This is a genomic window from Polaromonas sp. P1_G4 (assembly GCF_056405475.1).
Map to the genome: position 1 here is coordinate 1 of NZ_JBFUCA010000708.1, position 1,727 is coordinate 1,727.

Below are 1,727 nucleotides of genomic sequence, written 5' to 3' on the forward strand. Positions count from 1 at the left end.
GTCATGGGGCCCCCATGCGGTATCCAGCGAGGGAAAGTTTTCGCCGGCGGCAAGCCAGGGCACGGGGCGCGGGAGTTTACCCATGTCTTAAAAATGGACAGTCATAAAGCCATTAAAACAGCGGGCCGTGAAGGACATGCGCAAATGGTAGCCGAGCAGGCTGCTGCGGCGTGGCCAAAGCGTTGTCGAGACCAGTTATCCATCGAGATGCTATTGATTTGATAGCTGCTTGCGCACATCAAACAAGGGCCGAGGGCCAATACGCCGCTGTGCTTTTTGCCCACGCAGAGCCGGCCGCTTGCCATTCAGCGGGAACAAGGCATTGACAGAATTCCGCAGGCTTAAAAAGCCAGAAAATTGACGCTATAATCTAAGGCTGTATTCCTCAATAGCTCAGTTGGTAGAGCGCCGGACTGTTAATCCGTAGGTCCCTGGTTCGAGCCCAGGTTGAGGAGCCAATAAATTCAAGGCCTGCACGCAAGTGCGGGCCTTTTGTCTTTCTTGGCGCCGCGAAACATGATGAGGCGCCACGTCTCATACCATTTCCCCGCGTCAGCTCGATCCTGGTGGTCTGCCGTTAAGTGCCCTATCGTCAGGCGGGGTACCTAGTACCATCGTCAGGAAAATCTTCGAATACCTTCGAATACACAAGGCGACGAGTAGTTGATGGCGCCCTCACAGACCGTAAACATGCAAAACCTAGAAATCAAGCTGCGGATATTCGGCACCCTCCTGGTGCTCTTGCTATTCGTGCCAGCCAGCCATGCGCAAGTCTATAAGTGGGTAGATGCGAAGGGGCAAACGCATTATTCTTCGCGAAAGGACGATGCCGGTGCGGCCAGGGCAGATGAAGTGAAACYGCCGCCTCAGCCAGCACCGTCTCCAATCGCCAAACCTTCAGCCGAATACTTGCGTGGACAAACCAGGCAACCGCAACCACGACTGGTGCCGGAGAAGGTGGCTGACAGTCCACCCACACCAAAACCGCCCAAATCGCTCTCGGGGGGAAAAGAAGATGGCACCGATGCGTCACGATGTGCTCTGGCCCGGGACGTTCTTAGCGGCGCTGTAAGGCACCGCAATGGGCAACCCACGGACAAATATGATCGTGACGTTGCCCAAAATGATGTCCGGGCATTTTGCCGCTAGTGGCACCTCTGCTTGAATTTGCAGGGTGTACCTGAGGGCTACGGAAAACGAATGACTGCACTCATGACTGAAACTGCTTTTGACCACGAATACCCCCGAGTGCTGAGCATTGCAGGGTCCGACAGCGGCGGCGGCGCCGGCATCCAGGCCGATCTCAAGACTTTCGCCGCGCTGGGCTGCTACGGCATGACCGCCATCACAGCGCTGACGGCCCAGAACACGCGCGGCGTTCGCGCCATCCACGGCGTGCCGCCGCAGATGCTGCGCGACCAGATCGATGCCGTGATCGAAGACATAGGCACGCATGCGGTGAAGATAGGCATGCTGCACGCGCCCGACATCGTGCGGACCGTGGCGGAGGCAATTGACCGGCATGCGCTGCAGAACGTGGTGCTGGATCCGGTCATGGTCGCCACCAGCGGCGCGGTGCTGATCGACAACCCGGCCATTGCGGTGCTGGTGCGGGAGCTCTTCCCACGTGCCATGGTGGTCACCCCAAATCTCGACGAAGCTTCGCTGTTGGTCGGCCGCCCTCTGGGCGATGAGCAGGCCATGCAGGCCGCCGCACAGGAGTTGCT

3 protein-coding genes and 1 tRNA gene are annotated in these 1,727 nt (G+C 58.3%); all 4 read left to right on the forward strand.

The window, feature by feature from the left end; genetic code table 11:
• Positions 1–222 (forward strand): hypothetical protein (locus tag AC1D1X_RS22460; RefSeq protein WP_477699241.1); only part of this gene is annotated, 222 nt, incomplete at its 5' end.
• A 160-nt stretch (positions 223–382) separates the two neighbouring features.
• Positions 383–458 (forward strand) — tRNA-Asn (locus tag AC1D1X_RS22465).
• Between the two features lie 232 nt (positions 459–690).
• The gene (locus tag AC1D1X_RS22470; protein WP_477699242.1) at positions 691–1,149 is read left to right on the forward strand and encodes a DUF4124 domain-containing protein; all 459 of its coding nucleotides are present in this window, start codon (positions 691–693) and stop codon (positions 1,147–1,149) included.
• Between the two features lie 63 nt (positions 1,150–1,212).
• A partial coding sequence (gene thiD / locus AC1D1X_RS22475; protein ID WP_477699243.1) for a bifunctional hydroxymethylpyrimidine kinase/phosphomethylpyrimidine kinase occupies positions 1,213–1,727 on the forward strand: 515 nt, incomplete at its 3' end.